The organism is Aeromicrobium sp. P2_G6 (assembly GCF_056403535.1).
Genome location: NZ_JBFUFH010000003.1, coordinates 128,780 through 145,990, shown reverse-complemented (window position 1 = coordinate 145,990; position 17,211 = coordinate 128,780). Strand labels below are relative to the sequence as shown.

Annotated in this window: 17 protein-coding genes; 10 read left to right on the top strand and 7 right to left on the bottom strand. The window is 69.0% G+C overall.

The annotated features are described in order from the left end of the window. Positions 1–32 precede the first annotated feature (32 nt). The 5 genes from AC1DVU_RS11700 (at position 33) to ligA (ending at position 6,824) form a co-directional block, all read left to right on the top strand. On the top strand, positions 33–1,175 hold the full coding sequence (locus AC1DVU_RS11700; RefSeq protein WP_476922609.1) for an ABC transporter substrate-binding protein: 1,143 nt from the start codon (positions 33–35) through the stop codon (positions 1,173–1,175). Between the two features lie 102 nt (positions 1,176–1,277). Continuing rightward, on the top strand, positions 1,278–2,489 hold the full coding sequence (locus AC1DVU_RS11695) for a cysteine desulfurase family protein (RefSeq protein WP_476922608.1): 1,212 nt from the start codon (positions 1,278–1,280) through the stop codon (positions 2,487–2,489). A 37-nt stretch (positions 2,490–2,526) separates the two neighbouring features. Next, the gene (mnmA, locus tag AC1DVU_RS11690) at positions 2,527–3,615 is read left to right on the top strand and encodes a tRNA 2-thiouridine(34) synthase MnmA (RefSeq protein WP_476922607.1); all 1,089 of its coding nucleotides are present in this window, start codon (positions 2,527–2,529) and stop codon (positions 3,613–3,615) included. A gap of 94 nt (positions 3,616–3,709) precedes the next feature. Next, a complete protein-coding gene (locus AC1DVU_RS11685) occupies positions 3,710–4,675 on the top strand; it encodes a methionine synthase (RefSeq protein WP_476922606.1) in 966 nt (321 codons plus the stop codon). A gap of 46 nt (positions 4,676–4,721) precedes the next feature. After that, complete coding sequence (gene ligA / locus AC1DVU_RS11680) at positions 4,722–6,824, top strand: NAD-dependent DNA ligase LigA (protein WP_476922605.1); 2,103 nt, start codon at positions 4,722–4,724, stop codon at positions 6,822–6,824. A gap of 77 nt (positions 6,825–6,901) precedes the next feature. On the opposite strand, the gene AC1DVU_RS11675 is transcribed toward ligA, so the two are convergent. Both AC1DVU_RS11675 and AC1DVU_RS11670 read right to left on the bottom strand, forming a co-directional pair. Then, a complete protein-coding gene (locus tag AC1DVU_RS11675; protein WP_476922604.1) occupies positions 6,902–8,242 on the bottom strand; it encodes an FAD-binding oxidoreductase in 1,341 nt (446 codons plus the stop codon). A gap of 71 nt (positions 8,243–8,313) precedes the next feature. Beyond that, complete coding sequence (locus AC1DVU_RS11670; protein WP_476922603.1) at positions 8,314–8,760, bottom strand: iron chaperone; 447 nt, start codon at positions 8,758–8,760, stop codon at positions 8,314–8,316. A 204-nt stretch (positions 8,761–8,964) separates the two neighbouring features. Here AC1DVU_RS11670 and AC1DVU_RS11665 point away from each other — a divergent pair, with 204 nt between their 5' ends. Beyond that, entirely contained in the window at positions 8,965–9,777 is an 813-nt protein-coding gene (locus AC1DVU_RS11665; RefSeq protein ID WP_476922924.1) for a pseudouridine synthase, read from the top strand. A 9-nt stretch (positions 9,778–9,786) separates the two neighbouring features. Here AC1DVU_RS11665 and AC1DVU_RS11660 read toward each other — a convergent pair whose 3' ends face one another. Genes AC1DVU_RS11660 through AC1DVU_RS11650 form a run of 3 tightly spaced genes read right to left on the bottom strand, consistent with a single transcriptional unit; the run spans position 9,787 to position 11,533 of the window. Further along, positions 9,787–10,134: a YrdB family protein gene (locus AC1DVU_RS11660; protein ID WP_476922602.1), complete on the bottom strand. Its 348-nt coding sequence runs from the start codon at positions 10,132–10,134 to the stop codon at positions 9,787–9,789. A 10-nt stretch (positions 10,135–10,144) separates the two neighbouring features. Beyond that, positions 10,145–10,981, bottom strand: coding sequence for an alpha/beta fold hydrolase (locus AC1DVU_RS11655; RefSeq protein ID WP_476922601.1), 837 nt, complete (start codon positions 10,979–10,981; stop codon positions 10,145–10,147). A gap of 45 nt (positions 10,982–11,026) precedes the next feature. Next, the gene (locus tag AC1DVU_RS11650) at positions 11,027–11,533 is read right to left on the bottom strand and encodes a cupin domain-containing protein (protein WP_476922600.1); all 507 of its coding nucleotides are present in this window, start codon (positions 11,531–11,533) and stop codon (positions 11,027–11,029) included. Between the two features lie 111 nt (positions 11,534–11,644). Here AC1DVU_RS11650 and AC1DVU_RS11645 point away from each other — a divergent pair, with 111 nt between their 5' ends. Next, positions 11,645–12,772, top strand: coding sequence for a helix-turn-helix transcriptional regulator (locus AC1DVU_RS11645; RefSeq protein WP_476922599.1), 1,128 nt, complete (start codon positions 11,645–11,647; stop codon positions 12,770–12,772). Between the two features lie 3 nt (positions 12,773–12,775). Here AC1DVU_RS11645 and AC1DVU_RS11640 read toward each other — a convergent pair whose 3' ends face one another. Together AC1DVU_RS11640 and AC1DVU_RS11635 are read right to left on the bottom strand one after the other, a co-directional pair. Beyond that, on the bottom strand, positions 12,776–13,540 hold the full coding sequence (locus AC1DVU_RS11640; RefSeq protein ID WP_476922598.1) for an ABC transporter permease: 765 nt from the start codon (positions 13,538–13,540) through the stop codon (positions 12,776–12,778). Positions 13,541–13,569: 29 nt separating this feature from the next. Further along, on the bottom strand, positions 13,570–14,496 hold the full coding sequence (locus AC1DVU_RS11635) for an ATP-binding cassette domain-containing protein (protein WP_476922597.1): 927 nt from the start codon (positions 14,494–14,496) through the stop codon (positions 13,570–13,572). 61 nt (positions 14,497–14,557) lie between these two features. Here AC1DVU_RS11635 and AC1DVU_RS11630 point away from each other — a divergent pair, with 61 nt between their 5' ends. Genes AC1DVU_RS11630 through gatA form a run of 3 tightly spaced genes read left to right on the top strand, consistent with a single transcriptional unit; the run spans position 14,558 to position 17,205 of the window. Further along, positions 14,558–15,307, top strand: coding sequence for a TetR/AcrR family transcriptional regulator (locus AC1DVU_RS11630; RefSeq protein ID WP_476922596.1), 750 nt, complete (start codon positions 14,558–14,560; stop codon positions 15,305–15,307). A 60-nt stretch (positions 15,308–15,367) separates the two neighbouring features. Continuing rightward, entirely contained in the window at positions 15,368–15,676 is a 309-nt protein-coding gene (gene gatC / locus AC1DVU_RS11625; protein ID WP_476922595.1) for an Asp-tRNA(Asn)/Glu-tRNA(Gln) amidotransferase subunit GatC, read from the top strand. Then, entirely contained in the window at positions 15,676–17,205 is a 1,530-nt protein-coding gene (gatA, locus tag AC1DVU_RS11620; protein ID WP_476922594.1) for an Asp-tRNA(Asn)/Glu-tRNA(Gln) amidotransferase subunit GatA, read from the top strand. Before gatC ends, gatA begins: the two co-directional genes overlap by 1 nt. Positions 17,206–17,211 lie beyond the last annotated feature (6 nt).

The following is a 17,211-nucleotide window of genomic DNA, read 5'->3' as shown; positions in this document are numbered from 1 at the left end:
GGGCGGCTCTGCACCACCGACAAGGAGAATCGATGAAGCGCAACACGCGGAAGTGGTTAAGGGTCGCCGCCACGGTGGCCGCAGCATCGCTGGTCCTGAGCGCCTGCGGGGGCGGGAGCGACAGTGACGGCGACTCGGGCAGCGGGGACCTGAAGAAGGTCAAGCTCCAGCTGCAGTGGGTGCCCCAGGCACAGTTCGCCGGCTACTACGCCGCGGTCGACCAGGGCTACTACAAGGACGAGGGTCTCGACGTCGAGATCGTCGAGGGCGGTGCCGACATCGTCCCGCAGGACGTCCTGTCGGCCGGCGACGTCGACTATGCGATCTCATGGGTGCCCAAGGTCCTCGGCTCGATCGAGAAGGGCGCCAAGATCACGGACGTCGCACAGATCTTCGAGCGCAGTGCGACGACCCAGATCTCGTTCAAGGACAAGGGCATCACGAGCCCGGCCGACTTGTCCGGCAAGAAGGTCGGCAGCTGGGGCTTCGGCAACGAGTGGGAGCTCTTCGCCGGCATGCAGAAGGACGGCGTGGGGGTCAAGGACGTCAAGCTCGTCCAGCAGGCGTTCGACATGAACGGCTTCCTCGCCGGCGACATCGACGCGGCCCAGGCCATGACGTACAACGAGTACGCCCAGGTGCTGGAGACCAAGAACCCCAAGACGGGTGAGCTCTACACGCCCGAGGACCTCAACGTCATCGACTGGAACGACGTCGGCACGGCCATGCTGCAGGACGCGATCTGGGCCCAGTCGGACAAGCTCGAGGACAAGGCGTACGCGGACCAGACGACCAAGTTCATCAAGGCCTCGATCAAGGGCTGGGTCTACGCGCGGGACAACCCCGAAGAAGCCGCCAAGATCGTCACCGCTGCGGGTTCTCAGCTCGGGGAGAGCCACCAGCTGTGGATGACCAACGAGATCAACAAGTTGATCTGGCCCTCGACCGGCGGCGTCGGTATGGTCGACGAAGCGGCCTGGAAGCAGACCGTCGACATCGCTCTCGGCACCAAGAACGAGACCGGTGCGACGATCATCTCGAAGGCCCCGCCCGCGTCGGCGTACTCCAACACGTACGTCGAGGCAGCGCTCAAGGAGCTGAAGGACGAGGGCGTGGACGTCGACGGCAAGGACTACAAGCCGATCGACGTGACGCTCAAGGAGGGTGGCAACTAGCCCGGGGTGAAACGGGACCGGCGCGGCCCCTCGGGGGCCGCGCTGGTTCGCCCGCGGACGGAGGCTGCTCGACGTGTGTCACCGGGCTACGCTTGTTGAGCGATGAACAACCCTGAGCAGGTGGCCTACCTCGACCACGCGGCGACGACGCCGATGGTCCCTGAGGCGATTGCGGTGATGGCCGAGGAGCTGGCCCGCACGGGCAACGCCTCGTCGCTGCACGCCTCGGGGCGCGGGGCCCGGCGCACCGTCGAGGAGGCCCGCGAGCTGATCGCCGAGCGATTCGGCGCACGACCCAGCGAGGTCGTGTTCTGTTCCGGCGGCACGGAGGCCAACAACCTCGCGATCAAGGGTCTCTACTGGTCGCGGCGTGCCCAGGACCCGGCGCGCAACCGGGTCGTGTTCAGCTCGATCGAGCACCACGCACTGCTCGACCCGGTCACCTGGCTCGCCAAGCACGAGGGCGCCGAGATCGACATGACGCCGGTCGACGCCACGGGACGGATCCTGGTGGACGAGCTGCGGGCGAGCGTCGACCGAGACCCCTCGACCCTTTCGGCGGTCACGACGATGTGGGCCAACAACGAGATGGGCACGATCCAGCCGATCGCAGACGTCGTGCAGATCGCCCGTCAGCACGACATCCCGGTGCACAGCGACGCCGTGCAGGCCGCCGGATACGTGCCCCTCGACTTCGCGGCGAGCGAGCTCGACGCCATGACGATCACGGCGCACAAGCTCGGTGGCCCGGTCGGCGTCGGGGCGCTGCTGTTCCGCCGCGAGCTCGAGGCGACGCCGCTGCTGCACGGTGGCGGCCAGGAGCGCGACCTGCGCTCTGGCACCCTCAGCGTCCCGCTGATCGCCGCGTTCGCCGCCGCGGTCGACGTCACGATCGGCCGGCAGACCGAGACAGTCGAGCGCATCGAGGGGCTGCGGCGCCGGCTCGTCGAGGGCATCGTGCGGGTGGTCCCCGATGCGGTCATCAACGGCGATCCCGAGCCTGGCGCCGACCACCGGCTGCCCAACATCGCCCACGTGACCTTCCCCGGCTGCGAGGGCGACGCGATGCTGATGCTGCTCGACGCCCAGGGCATCGAGTGCTCGACGGGATCGGCGTGTGCGGCGGGCGTACCCCAGCCGAGTCACGTCCTGCTGGCGATGGGCTACGACGAAGTCGCCGCCCGCGGATCGCTGCGGTTCAGCCTCGGTCACACCTCGACGGAGGCCGATGTCGACCGGCTGCTCGAGGCGCTCCCGGCGGTGTGCCAGCGGGCGCACAAGGCCTCGTTGGTCAGGGGCGGGACCGGTGGTTGAGGTGCGGAGCGAAGCGGAGCCTCGAAACCACCAGCCGATGAAGGTCATCGCAGCGATGTCCGGTGGCGTCGACTCCGCGGTCGCAGCCGCGCGAGCCGTTGACGCCGGCCACGACGTCACGGGAGTGCACCTCGCGCTCAGCCGCAACCCTCGGTCATACCGGTCGGGCGCCCGCGGCTGCTGCTCGATCGAGGACGCCGGCGACGCCCGCCGCGCCGCCGATGAGCTCGGCATCCCGTTCTACGTGTGGGACATGAGCGAGGAGTTCGCCGACAACGTCGTGGACGACTTCATCGCCGAGTACACCGCCGGACGTACGCCCAACCCGTGCCTGCGATGCAACGAGAAGATCAAGTTCGCCGCGGTCCTCGACCGGGCGCTCGCGCTGGGGTTCGACGCGGTCGCGACCGGGCACTACGCGCAGCTCGAGACCGCCCCCGACGGCACGATCGAGATGCACCGCGCGATCGACATGGGCAAGGACCAGTCCTACGTGCTCGGCGTGCTGACGCAGGAGCAGCTGGCTCACTCGCTGTTCCCGCTCGGCGACACGACCAAGGACGTCGTGCGGGCCGAAGCAGCCCGCCGGGGCATCCAGGTCGCGCAGAAGCCCGACAGCCACGACATCTGCTTCATCCCCGACGGCGACAACGCCGGCTGGCTCGGCGAGAAGCTCGGGCCAAAGCCCGGCACGATCGTCGATGAGGACGGCACGGTGCTGCGTGAGCACGACGGGGCGTACGCGTTCACGATCGGCCAGCGGCGCGGGCTGCGCCTCGGCATCCCGGCCGACGACGGCAAGCCACGATTCGTCCTCGACATCGAACCGGTCAGCGGCACCGTCACGGTCGGCTCGCGCGAGTCGCTCGTCGTCGACGCGCTCGACTGCATCAAGCCGCTGTGGTGCGGCACGCCCCCGGCCGGCTCGCTCGACTGCACGGTGCAGCTGCGCGCTCACGGCGACGAGCACCGGGCAACGGTGCACGTGGATGGCGACGACGTACGCGTCGAGCTCCACGATCCGGCCACCGGCATCGCGCCGGGGCAGGCCTGCGTGATCTACGACGGCACCCGCGTCGTCGGCTCGGCCACCATCAGTCGTACGGCCCGCGTGGCGGTGAGTTAGGGCCCACCGCGCGTCGCGGGCGGTGACCTAGGGCCCACCGCGCGTACCGTTTTGGGCCCTAAGTCACCGCTCCAACGTCAGACGAAGGAACCAGATGAGCATCGCCACCGGCATCGGCTCGATGCCGGGCACCGACTTCGCCGAGTCACTACGCCTCGTCATGGGGGAGGTCGGCGACTTCGTGTACGTCCCTGAGCTCCCGGCCCGCGGCATCCACGCCGGCATGATCGGGCGCACCCTCGCGGTGCTGGATGGCCTCGACGCCGACCTGCAACCTGATGGCTGGCGCGTCGGCGTGGGGGAGGGTATCGACCAGCGCCGTGCCCGCTCCCTGCTCGCCCAGGACCTCGACGTCGCCGAGGAGCTCGCCGGTACGCACGAGGGTCCGCTCAAGCTGCAGGTCACTGGACCGCTGACCCTCGCCGCATCCGTGGAGCGTCCCCGCGGCGACAAGATGCTCGCCGACCACGGTGCCCGGCGCGAGATGGCCGAGTCGCTCGCGGAGGGCCTCCGTACGCATGTCACCGACGCGCGTCGTCGCTTCCCGCACGCTGACCTCGTTGTCCAGGTCGACGAGCCGTCGATCGTCGCGGTGCTCACTGGTGGCATCCCGACCGCGAGCGGCTTCTCCCGCCACCGCAGCGTTCATCCACCCGAGGCCGACGCGCTGCTGCGGCTCGTCGTGGACGCCATCACCGGCTCCGGAGCACGCCCGGCGGTGCACTCGTGCGCGCCGGACGTACCTGTCGAGCTGCTCGCCGGCGCGGGATTCACCGCGATCTCGTTCGACCTGTCGCTGGCTCGCCCCGACGACGTCTGGGCCGAGTCCTTCGAGAAGGGCGTCGACCTGTGGCTCGGCGTGGTCCCCTCGACCGACACGACGGGAGTCACCGACACGGCGCTGCTCACGCGCATCGCAGCGTTCTTCGGCCGCTTTGGCTTCGACGAGGAGGCGTACGCCGACCGCCTGGTCGTCACGCCCACCTGCGGGCTGGCCGGGGCATCGCCCGCGTGGGCGCATCAGGCGCTCAAGCTGGCACAGCGCGTCGCGGCAGGCTGACTCGACCAACGCGCCGAGTGTCACCTCGCGGCGATAAAGTCGACGCATGGCGACCGATGACGACCTGAGGCAGCGGCACAAGGAGCTCGCCGAGACGATCGAGGAGCATCGGCAGCGCTATCACCGCGACGACGCACCGGTCATCTCCGACTATGACTACGACCAGCTGATCCGCGAGCTCGAGGGCCTCGAGGAGCAGCTGCCCGAGCTCCGCACACCCGACTCGCCGACGCAGCAGGTCGGCGGCATGATCTCGTCGACGTTCGAGGCATACGAGCACCGTGAGCGCCTCTACAGCCTCGACAACGCGTTCTCGATCGAGGAGCTCGAGAGCTGGCACGCCCGCATCCTCCGCGAGGGCGTCGACGACGCCGAGTTCCTCTGCGAGCTCAAGGTCGACGGCCTGGCGATCTCGCTGACCTACGAGAACGGCGTGCTGACCCGCGGCGTCACGCGTGGCGACGGCCGGGTCGGCGAGGACGTCACGGCCAACGTCCGTACGATCGGCGCCATCCCGCACCGCCTGACCGAGACCAAGAAGTACCCCATCCCGGCCTACGTCGAGGTGCGCGGCGAGGTGTTCTTCCCGACCAAGGCGTTCGAGGAGTTCAACGCTGCCTGGGCCGAGTCCGGCAAGACGCCGTTCTCCAACCCCCGCAACGCCGCCGCCGGCACCCTGCGGATGAAGGACTCGTCGGTGACTGCGAGCCGGCCGCTGTCGATGGTGTGCCACGGTCTCGGCTACCGCGAGGGTTTCACGCCTACGCGACAGAGCGAGGCATACGACGCGCTCAAGGCGTGGGGACTGCCGACGAGTGACCGGGCCAAGGTGCTGCCCGACCTCAAGGCGGTCGAGGAGTTCATCGACTACTACGGCGAGCACCGCCACGACGTGATCCACGAGATCGACGGGGTCGTCGTCAAGGTCGACCAGGTCAACCTCCAGCGCCGGCTCGGCTCGACGTCGCGGGCGCCGCGGTGGGCGATCGCGTGGAAGTACCCGCCAGAGGAGGTCAACACCCGCCTGCTCGACATCCGGGTCAACGTCGGCCGCACCGGACGGGTCACGCCCTATGGCGTCATGGAACCCATCCGGGTGGCGGGGTCGACCGTCGAGATGGCGACTTTGCACAACCAGCACGAGGTCAAGCGCAAGGGCGTCCTGATCGGCGACATGGTCGTGCTGCGCAAGGCCGGTGACGTGATCCCCGAGATCGTCGGTCCGGTCGTGGCGTTGCGCGACGGCACCGAGCGCGAGTTCGTGATGCCGACCGAGTGCCCGTCGTGTGGCACCCCGCTGGCGCCCGCGCGCGAGGGCGACAAGGACATCAGGTGCCCCAACACCCGTTCGTGCCCATCCCAGCTGCGCGAGCGGCTGACGCACGTCGGCGGCCGAGGAGCGTTCGACATCGAGGTGTTCGGCTGGGAGGGCGCCACGGCGCTGCTCGACGCCGGTGTGCTGGTCGACGAGGGCAAGTTGTTCTCGCTGACCGCCGACGACCTGCTCCAGGTCCCGCTCTACACCCGTGCCGCCAAGAAGGGCGAGCTCGCCGGGGGTGCCGGCCCGCGGGTCCTCAGCGCGAACGGCCTGGCCCTGCTCGACAACCTCGAGAAGGCCAAGTCTCAGCCGCTGTGGCGGGTTCTCGTCGCGCTGTCGATCCGCCACGTCGGCCCCACCGCCGCCCGCGCGCTGGCCACGCACTTCGCGTCGATGGACCGCATCCGCGAGGCGTCCGTCGCCGAGCTGGCCGCGGTCGACGGTGTCGGGCCCACGATCGCCGAGGCCGTCGTCGAATGGTTCACCGTCGACTGGCATCGCGGCATCGTCGACCAGTGGCAGGCGGCCGGCGTACGCATGCGCGACGAGCGCGACGAGTCGGTCCCACGCACGCTCGAGGGCCTCACGATCGTCGTCACCGGATCCCTCGAGCGGTTCACCCGCGACTCGGTCAAGGAGGCGATCATCGCCCACGGCGGCAAGGCGTCGGGCTCGGTGTCCAAGAAGACCGACTACGTCGTCGTGGGGGAGTCAGCCGGGTCCAAGGCCGACAAGGCCGAGCAGCTCGGCGTCCCGATCCTCGACGAAGAAGGGTTCGAGGAGCTCCTCTCCAACGGGCCTCCCCAAGAGCCCGCCGGCGACGGCGACTGAGCCCTCCGCCGTGAGCGTGACGAGTTGCAGGCTCGCAGCGGCGTGTCGCCTGCAACTCGTCACTCCCAGCGGGGGGCCTACTCCGGTCGGATGTTGTGGTTGCGGGCGAACAGGTTGCCGGGGTCGTACTCGCGCTTGACCGCTGCGAGCCGCTGGTAGGTCTCCTCGGGATAGATCGCGGCCACGTCGTCATCTGTCGCCGACGCCAGGAAGTTGGCGTAGGCGCCGTTGACGTGCGGAGCGAGCCTCTTCCAGACGGCGTCGAGCCCCGGCAAAGCCGCGTCGACGACCGGTGCGGGGCCTCCGATCGTCGTCGTGAACATCAGCTCGGCCTGGCGGTGCGCGTATGCCGTGGCGTCCTCAGGCACGCGAGCCACCGCGCCGCCGACGCTGCGCACCGCGATGAACGGTGACCCTGCGGCTGAGCCGACGTCCGCGAGGATCTGAAGGACGTCAGACACCGATTCCTTGTCGACGAATGCGTTGCGCGTGACCAGTCGCATGCCCGGCGGCGGCACCATGCCCTCCACGAGCATGTCCGAAGCCGGAATGCAGGCGACGTCGTCCTCGATGACCGTGCCGAGCCGGCGGATCGGGTCGATGGCCTGAGCAGCCAGGTCCGGGTCGTCACCGTCGAAGGCCACGCGAACCTCGACCGGCGCCTCCGGCCCGCCGGCGAACGGGTTGGCGAACTCGACCGTCGAGGTGAGCTCGTCGGGGGCATTGCGGAGGTGGTCGGCCCACCCCTGCAGGACGACGGCCGCCTCGGAGGCCGGAAAGACGATCCGGCCGAAGAACACGTCCGTCGTCGGATGGGCCTCGAACTCCAGGGCGGTGACGACCCCGAAGTTGCCGCCGCCACCGCGGATCGCCCAGAACAGGTCGGGGTGCTGGGTCGCACTGGCCTCCAGCACATCGCCGCCCGCGGTGACCACCTCTGCGGCGACCAGGTTGTCGAGGGCCAACCCGTGCTTCCTGACCTTCCAGCCGATGCCGCCGCTCAAGGTGAGCCCGCCGACGCCGACACTCCGGGTGTCGCCCGAGGAGATCGACAGGCCATGACGCGCCAGCACGTCGGCAACCTGGCCCCATGTGGCACCGCCGCCGATCCGCACGAGGTGGCGTTCCTCGTCGATGACCTCGACCTCGGCGAGCCGGCCGAGATCGATGACGATCCCGTCGTCGTTGGTGCCGAAGCCGGGGAAGCCGTGACCCCCACCGCGTATGGACAAGGGGAGCCCGGTTGCCGCGGCAAACCCGACGGCGGCTTGCACATCGGCGACGGTCGCGGGTCGCAGCACGTGCGCCGGGGTGCCAGCGACCAGCACCGATCGGCTGGCGAGCTCATAGTCGGCGTGGCCCGGTTCGATGATGTCACCGCCGAAGTCACGGCGGAGAGTGTCAAGAGACGTGCTCATGAGATGCCTTCCCGAAAGTTTTTCTGGACTCGAATGCACACATGACGAACCAAACCCGGCCGATGTGACAGTCAGCCGGCAGCCTTCTTGACCAGGGCGGTGAGCTTCTTCTCGATGCTCGGGTTCATGGCGACGACGGCGAACGCCGTGGGCCACATCTCGCCGTCATCGAGCTGGGCGTGCTCGTTGAACCCGACCTCGGCGTACCTGACCTTGAACTTCGCGGCGGGCTTGAAGAACACGACGACCTTGCCCTCACGCGCATACGCGGGCATGCCGTACCAGGTCTTGGGTGCGAGGTCGGGCGCCGTCTCCCTGACGATGGCGTACAGCTTCTCGGCGATGACCCGGTCGGCCTCGGGCATCGCCTCGATCGCGTCGCGCACAGCCTTGTCGTCGGCCTCGGCCTTCTTGGCAGCCGAACCACCACGAGCGGCACCCTTGAGCTCGGCCGCGCGGTCCTTCATCGCGGCGCGCTCCTCTTCGGTGAATCCTTCGTACGTCGCGTTCTTGGCCATGGTTCCTGTCCTTCCGTGAGTGGGTATGTCGCCGAGCCTAGGTACGCGACGCCGTCCCTCGCTTCTTGATTCCTGACCGGATCGGCCGGCCCGTAGCATCGAGAGGTGCCTCCTCGCTCCCCGCTGCCGCCGCGCCACGGGCTCGGCGCTGCGTGGCTGCGTACGCCCGACCGCGACAAGCCCCGGCCGGACCCGTGGCCGACGATGGGCGCGTGGCTGCGTGAGCGACTGCCGGAGCGGGTCGACATCGCCGGGATGCTGGCCGACGAGCGATTCGTGTACGACAACGGCCGGGCCGTCGCGGAGGAGCACCCCTACACGCCGCACACGTTCGTGTGGTTCCACCGCGACCTGCCCGACGAGGCTGAGGTGCCGGGCGCGATCCAAGTCCTCCATCAGGACGAGCGGCTGGTCGTGGTCGACAAGCCGGCGTTCCTGTCGTCGATCCCGCGCGGTCGCCACGTACGCCAGAGCGTCGTCGTACGCCTGCGCGACGAGCTGGGCCTGCCCGAGCTCTCACCGCTGCACCGGCTCGACCGCATCACATCGGGCCTGCTGCTCCTGGCGACGGAACGCCGGTGGCGCGGTGCCTACCAGACGCTGTTCCAGGAGGGCGCGGTCCGCAAGACGTACCGGGCGCTGGCGCCGGTGCGCCCGGAGCTCGAGCTGCCGGTCGTGGTCCGCGACCACATCACGAAGCGTCGTGACACCTGGCGGGCCGAGGTCGTCGTCGACGCACCGGTCAACGCCGAGACGCTCGTCGAGCTCGAGTCACGACTGGGTGACGTGGGGGTCTACCGGCTCACACCACGCACGGGCCGGACGCACCAGCTGCGCCTGCACATGCACGGGCTGGGCATCCCGATCGTCGACGATCCGCTCTACCCGACGGTCCATGACATTGCGGTCGACGACTTCAGCCGGCCGCTCCAGCTGCTTGCCGCAGAGCTCGAGCTGACCGACCCGTTCGACGGCACGACGCGCCGATTCGCGAGCGTACGCTCGCTGCCACTCTGAGTGAGCGGATCAGTGGTCTGCGCGCGCGAGCGCACCGAACACGGCGATCGCGATCGCCGCGAAGGCGATGCCCCACCACGTCAGACCCGCTGCCGCGGCGTACAGCCCCACGGTCGCGAACATCATGGCCTGCACGACGAACCGGGTCGGGTTGTCCAGTCGCTTGTCGGAGGTCGGTGCCATCCACTGGGCCCAGATGCCCACTGCGACGAAGGCAAGGAATGCGCCAAGCGCCCAGCCCTGCCATCCGCCGGCGAGGCCGTGACCAGCGAAGATCAGCAGGATGACCATCGCGAGCTCGACGAAGAAGGCGATTGCGTCGAGGATTCCGACGTCCTCAGGCTTGGCGGGAGGCATGGGACGCAGCCTAGATGCCGACTCGCTTGATGATGCTGGCGGCCAGCTCGGCGGGCCGCTCGTCGAGCAGCCAGTGGGTCGCGCCCTCGAAGATCTCCAGCTCGTACGGCCCGGTCATCCATCGATGATTGATCTCCGCGCCCTTGCGGCCGAGCGCCACGTCGTCATCGCTCCACACGTACGTCGTGGGCACGGAGATCTTCTTGCCGAGCTGCCCGGGAGAGGCGCGGAAGATCGAGCGGTAGTAGCCGAGCCCGCCTCGCAGTGCGCCGTAGTCGACGATCTCGGTGTGGAACCGCTCGACCATCTCGCGACTCATCCCGCCCTTGCGGAGGGCGGCATCAGCGCGGCCGCTGGCGAGCACGCGTTCCGGCAGGACGGGGAGCTGGAACAGCGCCATGTAGTACGACTTCAGGACCTGGCTGCTGGTCAGCAGCGACCTCGCGAACGCCGCCGGGTGGGCGACCGAGGCCGCGGTCAGCGTCGCAAGACGGTCAGGATGGTTGGCCGCGACGGACCACGCGACGGCCGCGCCCCAGTCGTGACCGACGAGGTGCACGCGCGGGGCGCCGATCGCGTCAATGAGCGCCACGACGTCCGACACCAGCGCACCTATGCCGTACGCGAACCGCGACCGCGGCCGGGCGCCGGGGGAGTAGCCCCGCTGGTCAGGCGCATACGTTCGCAGGCCCCGCTCGTGCAGGAGCTCAGCGACCGCGTTCCACGACGAAGCCCGCTGCGGGAAGCCGTGCAGGAGCACCACGGGCGTCCCGTCCAGCGGGCCGCTGTCGATGACGTCGAAGGTGTGGGGGCCGTTGCGGAACTGCGTCAGGCGTGACTCGGTCATCCCCGCATCCTCCCAGAGAATCCAGTTATCTCAACGGGGCACCCCTCAGAAGCTGAGCCCGTGCCGCTCCATCAGGGGACCAGTGGTCTCGAAGTCGACCTCGCACCCGTAGCCGGCGGCCATGGCGGCCATCTCCTCCGGCTCCGGCTCGTGGGTCATCAGGCCGAGCACCTTGAACAGCTCCTCGAGGCCGCCCGGGCAGATGATCTCCAGGACACGTGCGGGCGCGTCTCCCGCGTTCCAGAACGTGTGCCACTGCCCCCGCGGTTTGGACACCAGGTCGCCGACGCCGGGGAACACCTCCTGCTCGCCGACGAGGATCCCGGGCTGCCCCTCGAGGACGAACGTGTACTCGTCCTCACGGCTGTGGCGGTGCACCGGTGCGGCGAGCGATCGCGGAGCCAACAGGTGCTCCACAAGCGAGAAGCCGCCGCCGGTGTCGGTGACGTTGATCATGAAGCGGTCTCGCACCCCCTCGGGGGAGCCGAGAATCTGGCCGTCCTGGGGGCCGAGCACCTGGGCCCTCGGACCGCTGTCGGTATGTGTCGTCATGGTGTCTCCTCAACGTGTGGTCGGTCGCTATCGACCGTAGGTACGTCTGAGGGCCATGCCCATTCCACAAAAGTGGTAGGTGCTAGAGGGAGCGACACCTAACCTGATGGGATGAACGCGTACGCGAAGCAGCGGGCCGTTGATCGACTCGCACAGCTCTCCGGCCAGGGCCTCGACCTGGTGTCGTTCTGGCGTGCGGCCTCCGATGTGTTCATGACCGCCGTCCCGCACTACATGGCGCCGTGCTGGTACACCATGGACCCGGCATCGTTGCTGGTCACCAGCCATTTCAGCGAGGACCTGCCCGAGCTGCCGCCGGAGTGGCTGGCCGCGGAGTACTACGAGGACGACGTCAACCAGCTGGCAGACGTGGCGCGCTCCGAGCGGGGGATCTCGACCCTGTTCGAGGCCACTGGAGGCAACCCGTCGAGCAGCCCTCGCTGGCACGAGAACATGGTCTACGGCGGTGACCAGGAGCTGATCGCCGCACTTCGCACGGATCGCGGGGCGGTCTGGGGCGCGCTCGGGCTCTACCGCGAGACGGGCCAGGCGCCGTTCGATGCCGAGGACTTCGCGTTCATCGAGACCGTCTCACCGTTGCTGGCCGAAGGCGCGCGGCGCGCTCTGCTGGTCGGCCAGGCGACCGACCCCGAGTCGCCCGACGGCCCGGGCCTGGTCGTGCTCACCGAGAGCTGGGAGGTCGACTCGCTGACCCCCGGCGCCCGGCGATGGCTGTCAGACCTCCCCGACGGGGACTGGGACGCCGGGATCCTGCCTCCATCGGTGCTGGCGGTCGCGGGCCAGGCCCTGAAGCAAGCCGACCGGCCCGCAGCCGTGGCCCGCGTGCTGACGAAGTCCGGCGTATGGGTGGTCCTGCACGGGGCGACCCTCGTGACCGGCGGCGGACCTCGCCGGGTGACCGTCATCATCGAGCCGGCGCATCCGGCGCGGATCGCGTCGCTGCTGATGTCGGCATACGGGCTCACCGACCGCGAGCAGGACGTCACCCGCCTCGTCCTCCAGGGCAACGCGACGACCGAGATCGCAGCGGCGCTCCACGTGTCAGCGCAGACGGTCCAGCAGCACCTCAAGAGCGTGTTCGACAAGACGGGCGTACACAGTCGACGCGACCTGGTCGGGAAGGTGTTCTTCTCGCACTACGAGCCCCGCGTCCGCGACAACGAGAGCCGCGCCCAGGCCGCCAGGCCGTTGCGCGGAGAGCCCCTCGCCCGCACCTGATCCCTATCTCAACGTGCGCCGGCCGAAGAGCCACGCCGATGTCGGGATCGAGACGACCAGGATGCCGGCGCACCACGCCGCTGCGATCCACGCCTGGTTGCCGATCGGCGTACCCATCCACAGGCCGCGCAGCGTCTCGATGACCGGGGTGAGCGGCTGGTGCTCGGCGAACCCGCGCATCCACGAGGGCATCGTGTCGGCCGGAACGAAGGCCGTGCTGACGTATGGCAGGAACATGAGGATCATCGAGAACCCGTTGGCTGCCTCGGGACTGCCGAGGAGTAGTCCGGCGGTTGCCGCGAGCCACGAGATCGCGAGAATGAACATCAGGACCACACCGAAAGAGGCGACCCACTCAAGCGGTGAGGCGTTGGGTCGCCAGCCGACGAGCAGTGCCACGCCGATCACCAGGGCGGTGGCGATGAGGTTGCGCACGATGCTCGCCACGATGTGCCCGACCATGACCGAGGAGCCGTGGATCGGCATCGAGCGGAACCTGTCGACGATCCCGTTGCTCATGTCCTGGGCGACGCTGACCGACGTCGTGCCGGCGCCGAACCCGGCGCACAACAGCAAGAGTCCCGGCACGACGTAGTCGACGTAGTCGCCGCCGGTGTTCATCGCGCCGCCGAAGACGTACACGAACATCAGCATCAGGATCACGGGCAGCATCAGGGCCGTGAAGAACGCCTCGGGGTCGCGGAACGAGCGACGGACGCTGCGCGTGACCATCACGCGGGAGTCGAGCACGGCTGTGGAGATCGTCATGAGGGGTTTCCTTGTCGGTGTCGTGGTGATCATGCGGCGGGTCGTTCGGTGAGGGAGAAGAACACGTCGTCGAGGCTCGGGTGGACCGTCGTGACCTTGCGTACGGCGAGACCTTCGCGCTCGAGCCGGGCCAACAGCGCAAGGATCTCGGCGGGGGAGCCGTCGGTCGGCACCTCGATGCTGCGGAGCCGCTCGTCCGTACGCTCCGCGCCCAGGTGAGCCGTCGCCCGTACGTACGACTCGTCGTCCGCGAGCTCGATGCGCAGCAACTCACCGCCGATCGTCGACTTGAGCTCGGCGGCCGTCCCTTCGGCGACGATCGAGCCGCCGTCGAGCACAGCGATGCGGTCGGCGAGCTGGTCGGCCTCCTCGAGGTACTGCGTCGTCAGCAGGATCGTGACTCCGTCGTCGACGAGGCGGTGCACGGTGCCCCACACCTGCTCCCGGCTGCGCGGGTCGAGGCCTGTCGTCGGTTCGTCGAGGAACAGCAGCTCAGGGCGCTCGATCATGCTGATCGCGAGGTCGAGCCGGCGGGTCATGCCGCCGGAGAACGTGCCGACCCGGCGGGATCTCGCATCGACGAGGTCGAACTCGACGAGAAGCTCCTCAACCCGCTGCCGGGCGGCCTTGCGGGGCAGGTGCCTCAGTTGCGCCATCATGTGCAGGTTCTCCTCGGCGGTGAGGACCTCGTCGACCGCGGCGTACTGGCCGGTGAGGCTGATGACCCCGCGGACGCTGACCGGGTCGGAGACCAGGTCGTGGCCGGCGATCGTGGCGGAACCCGAGTCGGGGGCCAGGAGCGTCGCGAGGATGCGGACCAGGGTGGTCTTGCCGGCGCCGTTGGGCCCCAGCAGCGAGAACACGGACCCGGAGGCGACGTCGAGGTCGACGCCGTCGAGGACCACGTGCTCCCCGTATGCCTTGCGGATGCCTGAAGCGGTAACTGTGTATGTCATACACGAAACTGTATATGACGTACACTGAAAGTCGCAAGAAGCCATCTGGAAGGGTGTGATCATGGCTGAATCCGACGACCAGACCGTCCTCCCGCCGGGCCTCGACCTGCTGTGGGGTCGCCGCGAGGTCGGTCGGCGTGGCCCCAAGCCCGGACTCAATGTCGAGGCGATCGTCGCCGCCGCAATCGACATCGCCAACGCCGAGGGGCTCGCCGCGGTCTCGATGGCACGCGTCGCCAAGGCTGTCGGGTTCACCACGATGTCGCTCTATCGCTACGTGACGAACAAGGACGAGCTGCTGCAGCTGATGTGGAACGCGAGCGCCGACGGAGTCCTGGAGTTCGAGCTCGAAGGGGAGTCGTGGCGCAGCCGGCTGCACGGCTGGGCGATGGCTCAGCGGGAGGCCATCGCCCGCAACGTCTGGATCGTCCAGATGCCGATGGCGACCCCGCCATTGGCGCCCAACTCGTTGACCTGGATGGAGCGCGGCCTCGAGGCGCTCGACGACACCGGCCTGAGCGACGGCGACAAGATGCGCGTCCTCGGCCTCATTGCGTCCCACGCGCTGATCGACGCTCGTATGGCCTTCGACGCGCAACAGGCCATGGGGGCCGGCGCCAAGCCGGTCGACTACACCGCGATCCTGCGCGACGTGGTCGAGGAGGAGCGCTTTCCGCGCCTGCACCGGATGGCCTGGTCCGGCGAAGCCGATGAGCCCGAGCCGGGCGGCGACCCGTTCGCTGAGTACCGCTTCGACCTCGAGGTCATGCTCGACGGCATCGAGGCACTCATCGCACGCTCCCAGTCCTGAGCGTGCCGCGACGGTCACTAGGATGGATCGGTACCCCCGACTCCACCCGCAAGGATCTGTATGTCTGAGCCCGCCAAGGGTATTTCGCGCGCCGACGTCAGCCATCTGGCCGGCCTCGCCCGCATCGACCTCAGCGAGGCCGAGCTCGACCATCTCGCCGCCGAGCTGCCCGCCATCCTCGAGCATGTCGCGGTCGTCCAGCAGGCTGCCGGCGACGACGTCGAGGCGATGAGCCACCCGCTCCCGGTCAACAACGTCTTCCGTGAGGACGTCGTCGTCCCGTGCCTGACGCCTGAGGAGGCGCTCGCCGGCGCCCCCGCGGCCGAGCAGCAGCGGTTTCTCGTCCCCAAGATCCTCGGGGAGGACTGATGACCACAGATCTGACCCGCCTCAGCGCATCTGAGCTCGCCGCCAAGCTGGCCAGCAAGGAGGTCTCGAGCGTCGAGGCCACCCAGGCCCAGCTCGACCGCATCGCGGCGGTCGACGGCGACATCCACGCGTTCCTGCACGTCGACGGCGAGGGCGCCCTGGCGACTGCCGCCGACATCGACGCCCGCCGCGCCGCCGGAGAAGGCCTGCACGCGCTGGCCGGCGTACCGATCGCGGTCAAGGACATCGTCGCGACCAAGGGCATGCCCACGACCTGCGGCTCGGCGATCCTCGACGGCTGGATCCCGCCCTACGACGCCACCATCACGCAGCGCATCAAGGCTGCCGGCCTGCCGATCCTGGGCAAGACCAACATGGACGAGTTCGCGATGGGTTCGTCGACGGAGCACTCGGCCTACGGACCCACCCGCAACCCCTGGGACCGGACCCGCATCCCGGGCGGCTCCGGTGGCGGCTCGGCTGCCGCCGTCGCTGCCTTCGAAGCACCGCTCGCGATCGGCACGGACACCGGCGGCTCGATCCGCCAGCCCGGCGCACTGACCGGCACGGTCGGCGTCAAGCCGACGTACGGAGGCATCAGCCGCTACGGCCTCGTGGCGCTGGCCAGCAGCCTCGACCAGGCCGGACCCGTCACGCGCACGGTCCTTGACGCCGCCCTGCTGCACGAGCTCATGGGCGGTCACGACCCGATGGACTCGACCAGCATCGACGCTCCCGCACCGCTCGTCGTCGCGGCCGCGCGCCGCGCCGACGTCAAGGGGCTCAAGATCGGCATCGTCACTGAATTGAATGGTGGGGGCATGGGCGTCGAGGGCTTCCAGCCCGGTGTCATGTCACGATTCCACGAGGCTGTCGAGCTGTTGACCTCCGCAGGTGCCGAGGTCGTCGAAGTGTCGCTCCCGAGCCTCGAGTACGCCCTCGCGGCCTACTACCTCGTGATGCCGAGCGAGGCGAGCAGCAACCTCGCCCGGTTCGACGCGATGCGTTACGGCGTACGCGTCCCGCCCGCCGGTGCCGACGACCCCAGCGCCGAGCAGGTCATGGCGTCGAGCCGCGATGCGGGCTTCGGCGATGAGGTCAAGCGCCGCATCATCGTCGGCACCTACGCCCTGTCGAGCGGCTACTACGACGCCTACTACGGGTCGGCGCAGAAGGTACGCACGCTGCTCGCGCGCGACTTCGCGTCGGCGTTCGAGCAGGTCGACGTTCTCGTCTCGCCGACCTCACCGACGACGGCATGGACCCTCGGCGCGAAGCTCGACGACCCGCTGTCGATGTACCTCCAGGACGTGGCCACGATCCCGGCCAACCTTGCCGGCATCCCGGGTCTGTCACTCCCCGTGGGGCTTGCGGAGGAGGACGGCTTGCCTGTCGGCCTGCAGTTCCTCGCACCTCAGAAAGCCGACGACCGGCTCTACAACGCCGGCGCGGCCCTCGAGAAGCTCCTCGAGGACAAGTGGGGCGGCCCCATGCTTGCCCAGGCACCCGATCTGGAGGTGATGATGTGAGTACCG

Coding starts and splice junctions, on each gene's coding strand:
- gatA (WP_476922594.1), top strand. CDS start 15,676: ATGACCACAGATCTGACCCGCCTCAGCGCATCTGAGCTCGCCGCCAAG.
- AC1DVU_RS11635 (WP_476922597.1), bottom strand. CDS start 14,496: ATGACATACACAGTTACCGCTTCAGGCATCCGCAAGGCATACGGGGAG.
- AC1DVU_RS11695 (WP_476922608.1), top strand. CDS start 1,278: ATGAACAACCCTGAGCAGGTGGCCTACCTCGACCACGCGGCGACGACG.
- AC1DVU_RS11685 (WP_476922606.1), top strand. CDS start 3,710: ATGAGCATCGCCACCGGCATCGGCTCGATGCCGGGCACCGACTTCGCC.
- AC1DVU_RS11655 (WP_476922601.1), bottom strand. CDS start 10,981: ATGACCGAGTCACGCCTGACGCAGTTCCGCAACGGCCCCCACACCTTC.
- AC1DVU_RS11630 (WP_476922596.1), top strand. CDS start 14,558: ATGGCTGAATCCGACGACCAGACCGTCCTCCCGCCGGGCCTCGACCTG.
- ligA (WP_476922605.1), top strand. CDS start 4,722: ATGGCGACCGATGACGACCTGAGGCAGCGGCACAAGGAGCTCGCCGAG.
- AC1DVU_RS11650 (WP_476922600.1), bottom strand. CDS start 11,533: ATGACGACACATACCGACAGCGGTCCGAGGGCCCAGGTGCTCGGCCCC.
- AC1DVU_RS11665 (WP_476922924.1), top strand. CDS start 8,965: ATGGGCGCGTGGCTGCGTGAGCGACTGCCGGAGCGGGTCGACATCGCC.
- mnmA (WP_476922607.1), top strand. CDS start 2,527: ATGAAGGTCATCGCAGCGATGTCCGGTGGCGTCGACTCCGCGGTCGCA.
- gatC (WP_476922595.1), top strand. CDS start 15,368: ATGTCTGAGCCCGCCAAGGGTATTTCGCGCGCCGACGTCAGCCATCTG.
- AC1DVU_RS11645 (WP_476922599.1), top strand. CDS start 11,645: ATGAACGCGTACGCGAAGCAGCGGGCCGTTGATCGACTCGCACAGCTC.
- AC1DVU_RS11700 (WP_476922609.1), top strand. CDS start 33: ATGAAGCGCAACACGCGGAAGTGGTTAAGGGTCGCCGCCACGGTGGCC.
- AC1DVU_RS11660 (WP_476922602.1), bottom strand. CDS start 10,134: ATGCCTCCCGCCAAGCCTGAGGACGTCGGAATCCTCGACGCAATCGCC.
- AC1DVU_RS11675 (WP_476922604.1), bottom strand. CDS start 8,242: ATGAGCACGTCTCTTGACACTCTCCGCCGTGACTTCGGCGGTGACATC.
- AC1DVU_RS11640 (WP_476922598.1), bottom strand. CDS start 13,540: ATGACGATCTCCACAGCCGTGCTCGACTCCCGCGTGATGGTCACGCGC.
- AC1DVU_RS11670 (WP_476922603.1), bottom strand. CDS start 8,760: ATGGCCAAGAACGCGACGTACGAAGGATTCACCGAAGAGGAGCGCGCC.